The organism is Streptomyces sp. Q2 (assembly GCF_056820935.1).
Genome location: NZ_JBXEJE010000021.1, coordinates 70,472 through 86,387, shown reverse-complemented (window position 1 = coordinate 86,387; position 15,916 = coordinate 70,472). Strand labels below are relative to the sequence as shown.

The 15,916-nt window shown below is 69.0% G+C and carries 12 protein-coding genes and 3 pseudogenes; 5 read left to right on the top strand and 10 right to left on the bottom strand.

Annotated features, from left to right (window positions below; all coding sequences use genetic code 11):
- Positions 1-26: 26 nt before the first annotated feature.
- The 5 genes and pseudogenes from ACWBNA_RS24070 to ACWBNA_RS24050 all read right to left on the bottom strand — a co-directional run.
- Positions 27-191 (bottom strand): annotated as a pseudogene (locus ACWBNA_RS24070) (IS5/IS1182 family transposase); the annotation flags it as partial.
- Positions 192-195: 4 nt separating this feature from the next.
- Positions 196-338 (bottom strand): annotated as a pseudogene (locus tag ACWBNA_RS24065) (IS630 family transposase); the annotation flags it as partial.
- Between the two features lie 81 nt (positions 339-419).
- The gene (locus ACWBNA_RS24060) at positions 420-875 is read right to left on the bottom strand and encodes an NUDIX domain-containing protein (RefSeq protein ID WP_482706574.1); all 456 of its coding nucleotides are present in this window, start codon (positions 873-875) and stop codon (positions 420-422) included.
- A 364-nt stretch (positions 876-1,239) separates the two neighbouring features.
- Positions 1,240-2,895, bottom strand: coding sequence for an FG-GAP repeat domain-containing protein (locus ACWBNA_RS24055; RefSeq protein WP_482706573.1), 1,656 nt, complete (start codon positions 2,893-2,895; stop codon positions 1,240-1,242).
- Between the two features lie 16 nt (positions 2,896-2,911).
- Positions 2,912-4,729 (bottom strand): alkaline phosphatase D family protein, encoded by a 1,818-nt coding sequence (locus ACWBNA_RS24050; RefSeq protein ID WP_482706572.1) that lies wholly within the window; start codon positions 4,727-4,729, stop codon positions 2,912-2,914.
- A 151-nt stretch (positions 4,730-4,880) separates the two neighbouring features.
- Between ACWBNA_RS24050 and ACWBNA_RS24045 the strand changes: the two genes are divergently transcribed.
- Positions 4,881-5,618: a DUF4232 domain-containing protein gene (locus ACWBNA_RS24045; protein WP_482706571.1), complete on the top strand. Its 738-nt coding sequence runs from the start codon at positions 4,881-4,883 to the stop codon at positions 5,616-5,618.
- Between the two features lie 138 nt (positions 5,619-5,756).
- Here the strand turns inward: ACWBNA_RS24045 and rph are convergent, their stop codons facing one another.
- Positions 5,757-8,363, bottom strand: coding sequence for a rifamycin-inactivating phosphotransferase (gene rph / locus ACWBNA_RS24040; protein WP_482706570.1), 2,607 nt, complete (start codon positions 8,361-8,363; stop codon positions 5,757-5,759).
- A gap of 915 nt (positions 8,364-9,278) precedes the next feature.
- Between rph and ACWBNA_RS24035 the strand changes: the two genes are divergently transcribed.
- The gene (locus ACWBNA_RS24035) at positions 9,279-9,539 is read left to right on the top strand and encodes a hypothetical protein (RefSeq protein WP_482706569.1); all 261 of its coding nucleotides are present in this window, start codon (positions 9,279-9,281) and stop codon (positions 9,537-9,539) included.
- 178 nt (positions 9,540-9,717) lie between these two features.
- Here ACWBNA_RS24035 and ACWBNA_RS24030 read toward each other — a convergent pair whose 3' ends face one another.
- The 3 genes from ACWBNA_RS24030 to ACWBNA_RS24020 all read right to left on the bottom strand — a co-directional run bounded on the left by ACWBNA_RS24030 (position 9,718) and on the right by ACWBNA_RS24020 (position 12,115).
- Complete coding sequence (locus tag ACWBNA_RS24030) at positions 9,718-10,281, bottom strand: hypothetical protein (RefSeq protein WP_482706658.1); 564 nt, start codon at positions 10,279-10,281, stop codon at positions 9,718-9,720.
- A gap of 73 nt (positions 10,282-10,354) precedes the next feature.
- Entirely contained in the window at positions 10,355-10,786 is a 432-nt protein-coding gene (locus ACWBNA_RS24025; RefSeq protein ID WP_482706568.1) for a hypothetical protein, read from the bottom strand.
- Positions 10,787-10,888: 102 nt separating this feature from the next.
- Positions 10,889-12,115, bottom strand: a complete 1,227-nt coding sequence (locus tag ACWBNA_RS24020) for a helix-turn-helix domain-containing protein (RefSeq protein WP_482706567.1) — start codon at positions 12,113-12,115, stop codon at positions 10,889-10,891.
- A gap of 754 nt (positions 12,116-12,869) precedes the next feature.
- On the opposite strand from ACWBNA_RS24020, the gene ACWBNA_RS24015 reads away from it, so the two are divergent.
- Entirely contained in the window at positions 12,870-13,394 is a 525-nt protein-coding gene (locus ACWBNA_RS24015) for a hypothetical protein (protein ID WP_482706566.1), read from the top strand.
- Positions 13,395-13,484: 90 nt separating this feature from the next.
- Here ACWBNA_RS24015 and ACWBNA_RS24010 read toward each other — a convergent pair whose 3' ends face one another.
- Complete coding sequence (locus ACWBNA_RS24010) at positions 13,485-14,066, bottom strand: hypothetical protein (RefSeq protein WP_482706565.1); 582 nt, start codon at positions 14,064-14,066, stop codon at positions 13,485-13,487.
- Positions 14,067-14,115: 49 nt separating this feature from the next.
- Here ACWBNA_RS24010 and ACWBNA_RS24005 point away from each other — a divergent pair.
- Positions 14,116-14,982 (top strand): annotated as a pseudogene (locus ACWBNA_RS24005) (IS5 family transposase).
- Positions 14,983-15,083: 101 nt separating this feature from the next.
- A complete protein-coding gene (locus ACWBNA_RS24000) occupies positions 15,084-15,779 on the top strand; it encodes an alpha/beta fold hydrolase (protein ID WP_482706564.1) in 696 nt (231 codons plus the stop codon).
- The last annotated feature ends 137 nt before the right edge of the window (positions 15,780-15,916 follow it).

The following is a 15,916-nucleotide window of genomic DNA, read 5'->3' as shown; positions in this document are numbered from 1 at the left end:
GCCCAGATCTTGTCATGGCCAAGTGATCACGGCTTGAGCCGAAGGCGGATCGAAGCCACGGTGACGGTGCCGTGGAAGACGTAGGCGCGCTTGTCGGATCTCGTGGCCACGGCCCGGGAGCTCTTCAGCGCGTTGATCGTTCGCTCAACTTCGTTCCTGCGCTTGTAGATCGTCTTGTCGAAGCCGGCGGGCGGCCATGACGTCCCGGACGGTGTCCCCATCGGCCTGGACCGACTGCGCGATCGCCGGCGCACGGATTCCGCCCACCGAGGCCAGCAGCATCATCGCCCGCCGGTATGGACCGAACTCGTGCTGCCCCGGCGCACGATCTGCCGCAGGTTCTGCCCCTCCTGGCTGGTCGTTCAGTCCGCACACACAGGCAGGCTCAGCCAGCACGCCTCCAGCCGTCGGAACGGACGTCACGGCACATCCAACCGCCACGACCACCAACCCGGCGAACCTACGCGATCACAGCACTGGCCAAGCAACATCCCGCCCAGATAAGCCTGCACCGGCGGATACATCCCGCCCGGGATCAACGCCGGGACCTCCCCGCGGCCCACCCACGCCACCTCGGCAATCTCTCGAGGACTCGCCACATACGCCGTGCCTCCCAGTAGCCGGCACGCGACGTAGACCACCGGCCAGCCTGTCGCCGGATGGACGCGCTCACCCAACACCACCAGCGGCGCCACGGTTGTGCCCGTCTCTTCCAGGGCTTCGCGGGCCGCTGCCTCGCCGGCTGTCTCGCCCGGCTCGACCTTGCCTGACGGGAAGGTCCACAGCAGCGAGCCGGCCGGGGCGGTACGGCGGATCAGGAGGACGCAGCCGTCGTGGACAACAACGGCGCCGGCGATGAGAGGGGTGACCGGCATCAGTGCTCCAATCCGGAAGGAAACGGGCAACCGTGCTCGGCTTGAGCAAACCACGGGATCATTGGCCGACGCACCGGGCCGTGACGCCATCCCCGGCAGGGGCGCGCATGTCTGGAGCCAGTCGGCCTGACGTCGGCGGCCGGTGCCTTCGTCCTGTCCGTCGTGCGTCCTGAGGTCTCCGAAGCGTTGGTGCACGCCCTCGTCGCGAGGGCAGGCGGACTCGTCGTCCACTGAGTCGACAGCTGCTCACGCACTGGTGCGCCAGTCCCACGGCGAGCGGAAGCTCACCCGACAACTGGGGTGAGTGCCGCTTGACTCACCCGCACAAGGCGCCGGCCGCCTTCGCGTCGGCCGACAGTCGTGCTCACAGCAGGTCTGCCCAGCCCGTCCATCCGCTGGTGGCTTTCGCGACGCGGGGTTTGAAGGTGCCGGTGCCGGTGGCCGCGTAGAAGTACAGGGCGCCGGAGGAGTTCGTGGCCATGAGGTCGGCCTTGCCGTCGCCGTTGGCGTCGCCTGGCGAGAAGAGTTTGCTGTACTGCTGCCAGCCCGTGCCGATCTTCACACGGGCCGAGAAGGGGGCGGAAGCCGAGCCGGTGCCCGCATAGCGCCACAGGGCGCCGGAGGTGTCCCGGGCCAGGAGGTCGGGGCGGCCGTCGCCCGTGAAGTCACCAGCGCCGACAAGGGCGTTGTACTGCTGCCAGCCGGTGCCGAGCTTGACGGCGCCGGCGACGGACATGCCGGATGCGTTGCCCGCGTAGAGGTAGAGCGTGCCGGTGCTGGTCACGGCGAGGAGGTCGCCCTTGCCGTCGCCGGTCAGGTCACCGGGGCCGACGATGCGTCTGTACGAGGTGGAGCCGGCGGCCAGCAGGGGGTCCGCGAGGGCGTAGAACGCCGGGTTGGTCAGCTTCCCGCTGCTGACCGACTGGACGACCAGGTCGGCGAGCCCGTTCTCGCGGAGCGCGGAGGCGTACGCGAGGCGGGTGCTGGAGGACGGCCACGCCCCGCCGACCAGGAGCTTGCCGGTCAGCGTGCCGGTGCCGGTGACCTCGTAGCTGTAGACGTTTCCGGCCGACGTACGGCCCATGATCCCGAACTTGCCGAAGTGCGGGTTGTTGCCGGCTCCCGCGAACTGCGTGGCCTTGCCCCAGCCCTTGCTGCGGGCGGAACGGGTGCCGAAGGTGCCGTTGCCGTTGCCCGCGTAGAGCCACAGGTTGCCGGAGAAGTCCCTGGCCAGCAGGTCGGTCTTGCCGTTGCCGTCCCAGTCACCGCCGCCGATGATCTGGTTGTATGACCCCCACTCGGTCTTCGAGTCCTTGACCTTGGCGCTGAAGGTTCCGCCCTTCTTGCCCAGGTAGCGGTAGAGGGCACCGGCCGGGGTGCGGGCCAGGAGGTCGCCGACGCCGTCGCCGTTCAGGTCGCCGGCGCCGATCAGTTCGTCGTACTGCTGCCAGCCGGTGCCGATCTTGACGCGGCTGCCGAAGTCGCCGGTGCCCTTGCCCGGGTAGTAGTAGAGGGTGCCCGTGGTGGTGCGGGCCAAAAGGTCGGCCTTGCCGTCGGCGTTCATGTCGCCCGGGGCGGCGATCTTGTTGTACCCCTGCCAGCCGGTCGCGACCGTACGGCGTGAACCCAGGCCGCCGGGGACGCGTGCGTAGATGCCGGGATGGAAGGACAGCGCGCCGCTCGAGCTGAGGGTCAGCACGTCTTGGACGCCGTCGCCGTCGAGGTCGCCCGGGGTGAGGACGTCCTTCACCTTCGCGACGTCCGCGTCGACGACCATGGTCTCGGCCGGGCCGGTGTTGATGTACAGCTGGCCCGCGACGTTGCGGTAGACCAGGTCGGACGTGCCGTCGCCGTCGAAGTCGCCGCGCGCCGGGGCGATCGCGTCCGCGTCGCCGGGCAGCACCGCGAAGACGCCTGCCGCGAGCACCGCCGCCGTGCCGGCCAGCACGGATGCCTTCATGGCGAGGGGGCGCCGGTGTCTGTGACCCCCGTCGCGCAGCCGGGGTCGAGTGGTGAACACGTTCTCTCCCGGAGGGTCAGGGGGTGGTGGAGGGCGTGGCGGAGGGGGTCGCCGAGGACGTGGCGGGGATGCTGCCCGCGGACTCGGTCGCTGGGCCCGACGGCCCTCCCGACGCGGCCGAACCCGTCTGATCGACTGAGGCCGTCGTCTCGGCCGTGCCGGTCTGGGTGGCCGTGTCCGTCGGTGTCGCGGACTCCTGCGCGCTCGTGCTCGCCGAGGACGAGGACGAGGACGACGACGCGGGCTGGACGCCGACCTGGTACACGCCCGGCACACCGTCCTCCACCCTGAAGGTCGCGGCCTGGGTGGTCGTCCCGTTCCTCGTCGACACGGTGGAGATCGTCCTCAGTTGTGCCTCGATGCGGTCCGCGGTGATGTCGAGGAGGAGGTAGCCGCGCCGGGCGTCGATCATCTTCCAGTGCGGGTTGTCCGCCAGCTTGGGCGCCCATTCGGCGGCGAAGGCCACCAGGTCCTCGTCTCCGGCACTGGAGATCGACGTCCCGACGAACTCCGCTCCGACCACGGGCGAGTTCACGTCGTCGAAGTCCAGTTTGAGGTCGCTGACGATGGTGCGGTGCCGGTCGCCGGAGAGCACCACGGGGTTACGGACGTCCTGGAACTCCGCGAGCAGCGAGGCTCGTTCCTTCTGGTAGCCGTCCCAGGCGTCGTACGCCCACTCCTTGCCGACGCCGGCGAGGAAGTCGGTCTCGGCCATCATCACCTGGGAGGCGACCAGGTTCCACTGCCGGCCGGAGTTGCGCGCGCTGTTCACCAGCCAGTTCCGCTGGGTGTCGCCCATGATGACGCGGCCGGTCTCGGTGGCCCCGTCGGCGGTGGTCGCCTGATCGTCGCGGTACTGCCGGGTGTCCAGGACGTGCAGCCGGGCGAGGGTGCCGAAGTCCAGCTTGCGGTACATCAGGACGTCGGGGCCGCTGGGCTTCTGCGCGGCACGGATCGGCATGTGCTCGTAGAAGGCCTGGAAGGCGGCCGCCCGGCGGGCCAGGAACTTCTCGGTGGGCCAGGCCACCGGGTCGTTCGCCACGTCACCGGCCCAGTCCTGCTCCACCTCGTGGTCGTCGAAGACGACGACGAAGGGGGCGGCGGCGCGCATCGCCTGCAGGTCCGGGTCGGTGTTGTACTGCTCGTGCCGGGCGCGGTACTCGGTGAGCGTGACGGGCGAGCCCGTGCCCTCGTGGCGGCGTACGCGGTAGGAGTAGGCGGGGCTCTCGTAGATGTAGTCGCCGACGAACAGCACGAGGTCCGGCTTCTGGTCGCGCATGTCCTGGTAGGCGGTGAAGTAGCCGTGCGCCCAGTTCTGGCAGGAGGCGAGAGCGATCCGCAGCTTCTCGGGGGTGCTTCCGGCGGCGGGGGCCGTGCGGGTGCGGCCGGTGCGGGAGGTGCGGCTCAGCGCCTTGAACCGGTACCAGTAGTCGGTGGCCGGGGTCAGGCCCGTGACGTCCACGTGGACGCTGTAACCGAGGCTGCTGCTCGCCGTCGCCGTACCGCTCTTGACGATCTTGGTGAAACCGCTGTCCGAGGCGAGCTCCCAGGTCACCGCGACGGTGGGGGGCAGGATGCCGGAGCTGCCCGGATTCGCGGGCAGCACCCTGGTCCACAGCACGATCGCGGTGGGCAGCGGGTCGCCGGAGGCGACGCCCAGCTTGAACACGGTGCCGCTGACCGACGTACCGGCACCGGCCGTGGCGGTGGTCCCGCCCACCGAGGCCGAGGCACTGCCCGACAGGAGTTGACCTGCGGTACCCGCGCTCGCGGCTCCCAGCGTGACCGCTCCCGCGCCCAGGAAGCGCCTACGGCGTATAGCTCCCGGATCCATGCTGTTGTCGCTCGGCTGCACAGCCGTGCCTTCCCCCAAAGGCGGTGCCCTTGCGCAGCGCCGGTGAACGTGATCAGCGTGGATTCTATGCAATACCCTCACACTTGTGGGACCCAGGTCTGTCAATTCGTTCGAACAACCGGCAGGAGACATGCGCCGACCACTGAAGTCCGCAGGCAGCACGGTCCTGTTTGTCCTCCTCGCCATCGGCACGGCTGGGTGCTCGTCGTCCGGTGCCACGGACGATTCGGGAACCGGTACTGGTAACGCCTCTCGTTCCGATTCCGGTTCCGCTTCGGTTTCGGGCTCGTCGAGCGCGGCGGACGGGGGAGGGTCGCCGGCCGGCGGTTCGCAGACCGGCGGGTCACTGAGCGCCGACGGAAGCGGAACCACGAGCGGTGGCGGCAGCGACGGCGGCAGTGACAATGGCAGCGCGTCCTCCTCACCCGGGGTGCTCCTCGGAGCCGACGCCCTGCCCAGCCCCGCCGCAGACCACTGCCGTACGAAGAACCTGAAGGCCGTGGCACGCAGCACCGGTCAGGGCCGGGCCTCGGTCGTGATCACCAACAAGGGGGCAGGCTCCTGCACGGTACGCGGCTTCCCCTCCCTCCTCTTCACCAGCAAGGGCGGCCGGACCGAACTGCCGGTGGACTGGGACGGATCAGCCACCGACGCCGCGAAACTCACGCTCGCTCCCGGGGACTCCGCTTCCGCCTCGCTCACCTTCACCAGCCTCGACGAATGCGACCCGATCACCGGACTCGACATCGTCCCTCCCGGCGAGCCCCGCCCCCTCACACCTGCCTTCACCAACACCAGCGGGAAGAAGCAGGCGGTACGTATCTGCGACACCGGAGTACGAGTGAAGGCGTTCTCGCCCGCGCGGTGAAGTTCCCCGTCGGCCCCGACGACCACGTCGAAGACCGCGACCACCCTCGTCGGAGGGCGGAGCGGTCGGGCGTGCTCGGGGAGCGCCCTTGGCGTTGTTCAGTGGGAAGCTACGGGCGGGGCTTCTCGGTGTGGGCGGTCAAGGCAGGATCTCGACGTACCCGTCGGTTCCGTGCACGCGGATCCGCTGCCCGTCCCGGATCAGCCGGGTGGCCTGCTCCACGCCCACGACGGTCGGCAAGCCGTACTCCCGGGCGATCACTGCGCCATGGGTCATCAGGCCGCCCACCTCCGTCACCAGGCCCGCGATTCCGACGAACAGCGGCGACCAGCTGGGGTCCGTGAAGGGCGTGACCAGGATGTCGCCCGCTTCGAGATCGGCCTCCGCCATGTCGAGGATGACGCGGGCCCTTCCCTCGATGATCCCGGCGGAGACTGCGACGCCGATCAGGGCGCCGGCCGGCACGTCGTCGCGCCGGTACGCCCCGGTGACGGCCTCTCCATCGGATGTGAGCACCCGGGGCGGAGTGAGCGCGTGGTACGACCGGAACGCGTCCTTGCGCTGCTGGATGAGCTGCCCGTCCACCTGGTTCGAGCGCACGACGTCGTGGAGTTCCTGGAACGTGAGGTAGAAGATGTCCTCCTCCTCAGGCAGCACGCCGGCCTGCACAAGGCGTTCGGCCTCCTTCAGCAGGGCCTGCTTGTAGACGAAGTACCGGCTGACGATGCCGTACTTCGGGTACTCCCGGTACCCGATGAAGGCTCTGACCTGGTCGATCATCCGCTTGGTCTCGTCGGCTTTCTGGTCCCCGTCCGGCAGGGCCCGCAAGCGTGACAGCACGTCCTGTTCCTTCTTCTGCGCCCTCTGCCTCCCTTGCTCGAAGCGCTGCTCGGCCGCGCCCGGCTCGAAGTTCCTGACGTTGTCGAGGATCACGGGCACGAGCGTGGCGGGGCGCTCGCGCCAACGTGGCTTCGTGATGTCGATCTCGCCGACGCAGCGCATGCCGTACCGGTCGAGGTAGGCCTCGATGGCATCGCGTGCTTCGGTCCCGCCCGGGAACTTCGCCAGCTCGTCCAGGAAGCCCTTGTCCTCGACGTCCTCGATACCTTCGAGGAACGCCACGACCTCCGGATGCGGGCGGATCACGTCCGCGACGTCGAGCAGGGCCAGTCCCATCTCCGACGTGATGTTGTCGGGGGCGGACAGTGTGAGCGTGTCAGCCGCGTTCTTCTCGCCCAGCCACTCCTGCAGTTTGTCGTTGAGCCACCACGTGGCATTCATGCCCGCCATGATCGCCTGAAGGTTCAGCGGATCACCGAGGACTCGCTTGTGCTCCTTGAAGGTTTCCAGCAGGAAGTCGAACAGCGCCGGTCCGGCCTTCGTCCGGATGTCGCGTTCCAGGGCGGCGATGGATGCCTGGCTGCGCTCGATCAGCTCGGTGATGATGGCCGGATCGGTCTCGATGGGCGTGGACGCACTGCCGGCCGGCGGCCCGCCGGGACCCGTGTCCGGGAGCGACGGGACGAAATCGTCGCGGTCGAGGACCGTCTCCAGAGCGTCCTTGACCAGCGGATCGCTTCTCCCCATGACGTCCAGGAGGGCGGCTCGGCTCGCGGGCGAGGCCAGGCGCCGGGTGACGTCGACGAACAGCCTCCCGCCGGCCTCGTGCATCGCCACCATGGCCGTCAGCCGCCACATGGACAACCCCAAGGGCTTCATGGGGTCGGTCATCATCTGCCCATGACCGACGGAGACATAGACGTGGTTCTCCTGGTCGCCGGCCTCGGGGATGGGGAACAGCGTCGTGATCGGTCGGCTCTGAACGATCTGGAAGCCATCATCGACCAGGCACCATTCGATGTCCTGCGGGCGGCCGAAGTGCGCTTCGATCCGCCGCCCGAGCTGCACGAGCCGCACGACCTGCGCATCCGTCAGCGCCGGCTGCTCCTGCCGCTGCGCGTCGATCGCCACTTCCTGCGTACCGCCGGACGGCAGGGCGTGAACGGCACGCTGTTTGGCGGCGATCGTCCTGGCGGCGACTTCGCCGTCGCGCACCTTGAAGATGTCCGGGTTCACCAGGCCGGAGACCAGGGCCTCGCCGAGGCCGAAGCCGGCGTCCACGGTGGCGACCTTCCGGTTGCCCGTGACGGGGTCGGCCGTGAACAGGATGCCGGACGCATCCGGGAAGACCATCTGCTGCACCACCACGGCCATGTGGACCGTACGGTGGTCGATGCCGTTCCGCTGACGGTAGGTCACGGCCCGCTCGGTGAACAGCGAGGCCCAGCACCGGCTGACGTGCTGGAGGATCGCCGTCGGCCCCACGACGTTCAGATACGTGTCCTGCTGGCCGGCGAAGGAGGCCGTCGGCAGGTCCTCTGCCGTCGCGCTGGACCGGACGGCGTAGGCGGCTTGCTCGCCGAGCTGGGCGAGCGCGCGGGTGATCGCCGCCGCGAGATCGCCCGGGATGGCAATCCCTTCGATGGTCCGGCGGATCTGCGCGCTGAGCGTGCAGATCGCCTCCCGGTCGTCCGGGTTCAAGCGCGACAACTGATCGAGCCGATCGTCGATCGACGGCGCGTCCGCCATGATCCGCCGGAAGGCCTCCGTCGTCACGCAAAAGCCCCCCGGCACGCGGATGCCTTCGATCCGCGACAGCCCACCCAGATGCGCGCCCTTGCCGCCGACGACCGCGACCTGAGTCCCGTCAACCTCTTGAAGACCCAACACGTACTGCTCGATCACTGCGACACCTCCGCGGCAGCCGCGCTCCGTTGCACTGCGGGGGCCGATCGAATCACCGGCGCCTCCGACTCTGCCGAACCTCTCGTCGAGGACGTCCTCATCCCTGGCCGCCTTCCCTCTGACGAGTCGGCCGACCGCTCCGTCCGGTCGGGCGGCACGCACCGCAACTGGGCTGCTGGTCCCACCGTTGGCTCGACGTCACCGCATCCCCCATACGTCGACAACAACACACGCACCCCATGGCCCCATTTCTGCACGTTGTGGCATCGGGCGACGATTCTGCGCTCTGACCGGGGTCTTGCGGCAAGCCCCCCAGCGCGCTATACGTTGAGAGTGGCAAGGAGAGAGCTCTCCTTGCCTTTGCCTTTTGCCGTCCCACGGGGCTGACAAGTCGGCCGTACTCGGGCTGCTGTCGCGCGGCCCGTACCGGGCGGCACGCGGGCTGCCCAGCGTCGTGCTGTTGCGGGGCGTCGCGGCGGGGTCCTTCGTCAACGGCGCATGCAGGCGTCCGTCCCCGTTCTCGAAGCGGTCGCCCTGGCCCTACCTGCAACTGGACGAGGATGAGAGGCTGTTCGACCTGGTCCGAGCAGCTGGTCCCGCCCGGCGCGCACCTCGCCGCCGTGGGCATCGGCATGCATCTCACCTGCACGTCGGCCGTCGGTTGTCCGACTGGAGGATCGACGGGTCGTTGCCGGACAGCCTTGGGCGATGTCGATCCGCCGGATCAAGCCGCTGACAGTCTTCGTCTTCTCGCCGGTACTCGTCTGGTTCCGCTCGTGATCGTCCGGACAAGTCGCGGCCAGCCGTCCGTGAGTTTCATGCAGGGCGTTGCCCAGGAGGCATGGGGGAGTCGATGCGGCGCTTCCAGAAAGGGCGCGCCGGCCAGCGTTGTTCCCGGCTGTAGCAGTGGGTGTGGTGACCGCCGTAGGCGTCGGCGATGTCGTCGAGGAACGCGGTGTACTGCGCGAGGGCGTCGGTGACGGTGCCGCGCAGGCACAGATCGACGGTGCGGGCGGCGAGGGCCCCGGTGTGCAGGGCGGTGAGGATGCCCTGGGAGGAGAGCGGGTCGAAGGCGAGGGCGGCGTCCCCGGTGGTGAGCCATCCCGCCCTGCGGGCGGCGAGAGGCGCAGGCCGTGCGCGGCGGTCCAGCGCGGTGCTGTTGAGGGCGGGGCGTAACCCTCCAGCCGGGTGCGCAGGTGCGGGCCGCGTGCGGCGTGGGCAAGGAATCCGGCGGGCGTGCTCAGCGCGGGATCGGCGAGGTCGGTGTCGGTCAGATGCGCCACGATCCGCCCGGCGGGGACCTTGACGGTGTACCACCAGCCGTCGGGCGCTGCCTCGACGAGCGTGCGCAGGTCTACGTCCAAGTTCCGGTCGTGGGGCATGCGTTGCTCGAAGAAAGTGTACGCGGCGACGAGCCGGTCCTGGCGGTGCCGGACGGCCCGGCGGCGGCCGATGACGCAGCGGCGACCGGTCGCGTCGACGACCCAGTCGCAGAGCAGTTCCTCGACGACACCCTCTCGGCGCAGCAGGATCCGCTGGTCTGCGCCCCGGGCGAGGTGGCGTACGACGGTGGCCCGGCGGAGCCCGGCGCCCGCGGCCACGGCGGCAGCGCGCAGCGAAGCGTCGAAGCGGCTCCGGTCGAGGTGCCGGCCGTGGCCGTTCGGGTCGAGGACGTCGCTGCGGTCGTAGAGCTCCGGCGACCCCCAGGCGGCGAGGACTCCGTGGACCGCAGGTGCCGGTCAGCCATGATGTGCCGCCACAGGCCCAGGTCGTGCAGGAGCGGCCGGGCTGCGGGCGGCAGCGTCTCCCCGATGGTGAGCCGTGCGGTGAGCGCTGCGGTGGGCCCGGGCGGGCCGACGCGGTCGTCGTCGACGAGGAGGACGCGGCGGCCGGCCTGGGCCAGGACCAGGGCCGCCACGGCGCCTGCGGGGCCGCCGCCGGCCACGACCACTTCGAAGCGCCCGCGCCCGTCGCGGGGGAGGTGCGGTTGTTCATCGCCGGTCCGGGTAGCGGACGATCTTCTCGAAGTAGCCCGTCATAACCTCCTCGCTGGGCCGGTCGACGGCGCGCAGAGCGGCGTCCACCGCTTCGTCCCGGTGGGCGGGGTCGGCTGCCTCCGGTACATGCAGGCACACCAGGTTGCGCTGGTCGGAGGGGGTGTGCTCGGGGGCGAAGCTCACTTCGGACTCCACCAGCATGGTGCGGGGGAGTGCGGGGTCGTCGGTCGCCCCCTCGCGTCGTTCGACGAGGCCGAGCTTGCCGAAGTCTTCGACCATGGCGTTCATCTGGGCGGCGGGGCTCGTGGCGGGCAGCCACCTGTCCCACACGGCCTGGTTCTCGAAGGCGGTCCGGCGCTCCTCAAGGGTGCGCGTGGTGTCGACGGCAATCCTGTAGTCCGCTTCCGTGAGGACGTGGTTGGGCACCCGCGCCGGCCAGAAGGTCGGCAGGTACGGGTCGTATCGGGCGGCGTAACCGGACCGGCAGTGGGCGGTGTCGGTCTGCCAGGAGGTGGGGCTTGGAGAGGCTTAGCTGTCGTACGGGACCCAGGCACGCCCGCCTGCGTCGTTCGTGCCGTACCAGTAGCGCGGCATTCCCTTGATGCTGGTGGTGTGGAACGGGCGGCCGTGGTCGTCGATGCGGATCGTGCCGGTGCGGCCCTGGGAGGACCAGTCGAGTTCGAGGTACCAGCGAGCGTCGTAGGTCTGTGTCGTCGCGGCGACCAGCAACACCTCCGGGTCCTCGGCGGAGACGCGGTAGGGGAAGTGCACCGCCGGGATGGTGTGTCCGCTGTCGGCGCCGTCCTTCGGGCGGGCGATGGGTCGGTCGACGTCGAGGTTCACGGTGAAGCGGCGGGGCGTGATGTCGCCGCCGCAGCCCTGGTCCATGGCGTACGCGCTCCCGGCGGCCGGGTTGCCGCGGCTGACGACGCGGACGCGGAGCGCCTCCAAGACCACGGCCGTGGACGACCGACCCTGTACCGAGATCTGCACCCTCGTCTGCCGCCCGTGCAACGCGTCCTGCGTCGCCGCCCACGCCCTGGCGTCCTGCTCCACCGGCGGCGGAGGCACCTGTGCGGGCGGCTTGTCGATGACGTAGTCGTGGTCGCAGCCCTTGTCCCAGACCAGGGAGTCTGTGCTCCAGGTGAGGGGCAGGCCGGTGCTCGGCTGCTTAGCCGAGGTGGGACCGCTTCCGGTGGTGGACGCGGCGGGGGTGTTCCGCGGACCCGCGTAGCGAGAGGTGTCCGCCTCTGAGGTGTGGTCGTCCGACAGGGCGGCCGTGCTGCCCAGTGTGGCGAGCAGCGCACAGGCGATGGCGGATGCCATGACCCGTCGGCGGCGGTACCAGGGGCGGGGAGCGGGGGAGGGAGCAGGCTCGCCCGGGTCGGGATCGTTCCCGGGCTGCTCCGCGGAGCAGTCTTCCTCGATGAGCACCCCGTCCGCGTCCTCGTTCGCGTCCGTGTCCGGCGCCGGAACCGCCGCCTCCGGCGAATCGGCCGTGCGCACAGGCTGTCGAGCCGCCACCGCCGACAACCACAGTCGGTGCAGTTCGAGCCGTTCCTGTGGTGTCGCCTCACAGAAGGCCGCGAGCCGCTCAACGGGCGCGAAGTCCTGCGGCACCGCCTCGCCCGCGCAGTACCGGTACAGCGTGGAGGTGTTCATGTGGAGGCGGCGGGCCAGGGAGCCGTAGCTCCGGTCCGTGCGGTCCTTCAGCCGGAGCAGCAGCGCCGCGAACTCCTCTACCTCGTCACGCATCGCACCGTTCCTCCGTCGTCCGCCTGCGATCCCGTATTCCAGGTACTCATGTTCCTGCACGTCAGATGGGCTGGAATGGTTCCACCGTTGCCAAAGGGGCGGCGGTCGTTGTGCTGGACTCCGGTCACCGCCGATGCTCTTGGTGTCGCACCGACCACGGCTGCAGGAGCCAACCGGCGTTGGGCGACGTCCGACACGCATCCACTGACGGTTGCTCCCATGGCAACCGCGTTTGATACGTCGTCACACACGCTCAGGATGCCGGTTGCCGTGCTCGTCACAGGACCGGCCTCGCCTTGCTGACCGGCGGCATCCGCAACCCATCACGATCTGCAGCTCCCGTGTCAGGCGATCTACTCAATTCCAATTCTTGGAGGTTCGATGAAGTCCGTCATCCGAAAGGCGGGAGGCCTGGCGGGCATGAGCGTGGCTGTCGCAGCCATGTCCGTGACCGGCCCCTCGGCAGCGTTCAGCACGGGCCGGTTCCACCGTGCAGATTCGACGGCAACTGGTGCCGTGGATGCCCCACCTTTCCTAGCCAGAGGCCCTCGGCACCCCGCGGCGCCCGCCGTCATGTGACGGCACCGGGACGAAGACCCGGTCCGCCTCCTGTCCGATCGGACGATCAGGCCGCCCGTCCTTGAATCGGGCGCGGACGAGGTGGCGAGAAGTCGACAGGCGCTGCTGGCACGAAAGCCGGAACCGGCCGAGACCAACCACAACCACAATTACGGATCAGAAAAGGAAGACACACATGAACAGGAACTCCTCCGCACACCGTCGTCCGGGCCGCCGCGCGGCTGTCGCCGCCGGTCTCCTCCTGGCTGTCGGACTCGGTGTGTCGACGCAGGTGTCGGCACAGGCGTCCGTCCACGCCCCCGCAAAGGCGTCCACCGCCGCCCCGCAGTCGGTCAGCGGCACGTCCGGCCACGTGGTGACCCGGGTCGCCGACTTCTACGGCGCGTACGTGGACGCGAAGGGCGACTACACGGACCCGGACGTCACACTGGCCACGGCGCTCCGCAAGCACTACCTGACGCCCGACTTCGCCAAGCGGTTGGCGGCCTGGGAGAACACGAACGGGGTCGACGGCGTCCTGCGTGCCCAGAACGTCCCGGCGCGGTGGACGGTGACCGACAACGGCACCGTGGGTAACGGCCATGAAGTCGTGGTCAACCTGACCTTTGGCAGCGGGGAGACGACGCAGAAGACCAAGCTTTTCGTGCTGGTGGAGCGGTATGACCACATCGTCGACATCAACACGACGAGCGCCCGGTAACGGCGGAGCCGCTGAGCCACTCCGCATGCCCTGTCCTCGCCGGGGACAGGGCATGCGGAGTGGAAGATCGGAATGGAAGATCCTCGTCGATCACGGTCCGGAGCTGGTGGAAAGGCTTGGATTGATCGTGTCGAAGTAGACCGTGTCCGTGCCTGAATCGAGATAGAACGCGCCGGAGTATGTCCCACCCGTCATGTCACGGTCGAAGGAATCGCTCCGAACCCACTTTGCCCCCTTGGGTACGAACTCGGCGAGTTCCTTTGGGGGTTGGACTGGTTTCTCGGGCTGAAAGCTCCGCCGCGGTGCCGTCGTGATGGCGGCGACGGCACCTGCTCTCAACTGGGCAGTTCCCACCATACGAACATCGGTGGGGCCCGGAACGGACCCCCTCGAATCGGTGCCCAGTGCGGTGCCGAGCCAGTGCGCGCCGGACAGCGGGCCGAGCGCAGTGAACCGACGTTCCAGAGGCTCCAGATCGGTCCGGACCTTGGCGTCGTCTGTGCTTCTCGCAGTCGGCGTACACGCCGTAAACACCGTCACCGCGCCGAGGGCGAGCATCCCCCGACGTCCAAAACCCGCCATGCCCCCCACAGGCCACCTCCCCGGAGCTCCCACATCCCACGCCTGATCGTAGCCGTCGACTCGTCGCTCACATTCCTGGGAATTGATCATCTAGGGCGTGTATCGAAAGTGGATCTTGAGCGTGAGATGATCTTGGTTCGTGGCACGTGGAGATCTGACAGACGCGCAATGGGCGGTGCTGGAGCCGCTATTGCCGAAGGGCAAGAAGCCCGGACGACTGCCGACGTGGGCCCGGCGGCAGCTGATCAACGGCATACGGTTCCGGGTCCGCACCGGGATCCCGTGGCGGGACCTGCCCGCCGAGTACGGGCCGTGGGGCCGAGCGTACGACCTGTTCCGCCGCTGGCAGCGGGACGGCACCTGGCATCGGATTTTCACCGAACTCCAGGCCCGGGCTGACGCGAGAAAGCTGATCACCTGGGACATCAACGTCGACTCCACGGTGTGCCGGGCCCACCAGCACGCCGCCGGGGCGAGGAAAAAGGGGAGCTGCAGAAGGAGCCGCCCGGCGGCGTCTGCGTCGAGCCGGACGACCACGGGCTCGGGCGCTCGCGTGGCGGTCTGACCACCAAGTTGCACCTGGCCGTCGAACAGGGCCAGAAGCCCATGTCCATCGTGATCACGGCCGGGCAGCGGGGCGATTCCCCGCAGTTCGAGCCGGTCCTGAACAAGGTCCGTGTCCCGCGTCTTGGGCCGGGCAGGCCGCGCACCCGACCCGATCGCGTACGTGCCGATAGGGCATACGCCTCCCGCAAGAACCGCGCTTACCCGCGGGATCCACTGCACCATCCCGGACAAGGCCGACCAGGCCCGCAACCGCGAGAAACGCGGCTCGCGCGGCGGCAGGCCGCCGAAGTTCGACCCACAGGACTACAAGGCTCGGCACGCGGTCGAGTGCGGCATCAATCGCCTCAAGAGGCACCGGGCCGTGGCCACGCGATACGACAAACTTGCCGTCCGCTACGAAGCCACTGTCCTCATCGCCGCAATCAACGAATGGCTGTGAACGCCCGTGTTGTGGAGGCGCGTGTGCTACGTCGACGCGAAGCGTTCTGCTGTCAGCCAAGACTGTCGCGCCTCCGAAAGCATGGGCGACAGGATCGTCACATGCAGCCGATCTTCGTTCTCGTGCACAGTCCGTCCGTAGGCCCCTCGACCTGGCACCCTGTGGCCGAACACTTGACGGCGGCGGGATACCAGGTGCGGGTGCCGTCCCTGCTGCACATAGGCGCAGGTGCTCCGCCCTTCTGGCCCCACATCGTCGGCGCCGTCCGCGACGATCTGCGGCAGGTCCCGGCCGGAAGCCCCGTCACATTGGTGGCACACAGCAACGCAGGCTTGTTTCTCCCGACGATCCGCTCGGGCCTCGACCATCCGGTGGCCAGCTCGATCTTCGTCGATGCCGCGCTACCGGCCCGGACCGGAGCGACCCCCGTCGCCACACCCGAACTGCTCGGGTTCCTACGCCCCATGGCTTTGAACGGCAGGCTGCCGCGCTGGACCGACTGGTGGGACGAGGCAGACGTCGCACCCATGTTCTCCGATCCGCTGGTGCGGCAGACAGTCGTTGAGGAGCAGCCCACCCTGCCGCTGTCCTACTACGAGCAGCACATCCCGGTCCCCGACGGCTGGGACGACCATCCCTGCTCCTACGTGCTGTTCGGTCCTCCGTATGACGACCTTGCCGCCGAGGCGCGCCAACGCAGCTGGGCCGTGGCACACCTGCCCGGCGCACACCTCCATCAGATCATCGATCCTGCTGGCACCGCCCAGCTCCTCGTCGAACTCGCCACTACGACTTGATCCACTTCCGATACACGCCCTAGAAGTTGTTGGTGTGTGGGTGGGGGCTGAGCGCAGTACCGCAACGGGTGAGGGCCTTGCTGATGTCAGGTTGTGGGGCGGTGAACGGGACGCTCAGTATGAGCGGTTGGTACACC